This window comes from Arhodomonas sp. KWT (assembly GCF_010993615.1).
This window is the reverse complement of the sequence record NZ_WNXE01000915.1, coordinates 1-675: the sequence shown is the minus strand read 5'-3', so window position 1 is coordinate 675 and position 675 is coordinate 1. Positions and strand designations below refer to the sequence as shown.

The window sequence follows — 675 nt, the reverse complement described above, 5'->3', positions numbered from 1 at the left end:
GACATGCGCGGCATCATCGGCCGGATGGTGCAGCTTCCCGAGGGACGGGCCTACCTGGGCCGGGTGCCGGGCGCGGCGCTCTCACCGCTGAACGACGCGGACCTGGCCGCGGTGATGAACTGGAGCCTGAAGGCGTTCGCACCGCAGAGCACGCCCGCGGACTTCGAGCCGTATACGGCGGAGGAGGTCGCACGGCTGCGCTCGGATCCGATCCAGAAGCCGGCCAAGGCGCGCCGCGAGCTCCTGAAGGCACTGGCCAAGGCCGGTATCGACGGCGGCGGCTGAAACAGGGTGCGGGCGCGGCCGCGGGGGCCGCGCCCGGCGATGGGGTCAGTCGATCAGCCGCCACTGACCGTCATGGATCTCGGCCATGCGGAAGGCCGTCTTCCGGTCCAGGCCCATATGGTCGTCGCTGCCCAGGTTGAAGATCCCCGTTACCCCGACGTAGTCCGAGACGGTCTCCAGCGCGTCCCGCACCGCGGGGCGCGCGGTCGTCCCCGCCTTGCGCACGGCCCGCACGTATAAGTGCAGGGCATCGTAGGCATACCCCCCGAAGGTCGAGGCGGGCTCCCCGTAGCGCCCCTCGTAGGCCGCCTTGTAGTCCATCAGCACCGTTTTCTGCGGATCGTCGGCGGGCAGCTGGTCGGCGACCAGCAGCGGTGGTGCGGGCAGGCG

At 71.0% G+C, this 675-nt stretch carries 2 protein-coding genes; one reads left to right on the top strand and one right to left on the bottom strand.

The window, feature by feature from the left end; all coding sequences use genetic code 11:
- On the top strand, positions 1–285 hold a 285-nt coding region (locus tag G7A99_RS23270), incomplete at its 5' end, for a hypothetical protein (RefSeq protein ID WP_205600032.1).
- Positions 286–330: 45 nt separating this feature from the next.
- On the opposite strand, the gene G7A99_RS23265 is transcribed toward G7A99_RS23270, so the two are convergent.
- A partial coding sequence (locus tag G7A99_RS23265) for an ABC transporter substrate-binding protein (protein WP_163144422.1) occupies positions 331–675 on the bottom strand: 345 nt, incomplete at its 5' end.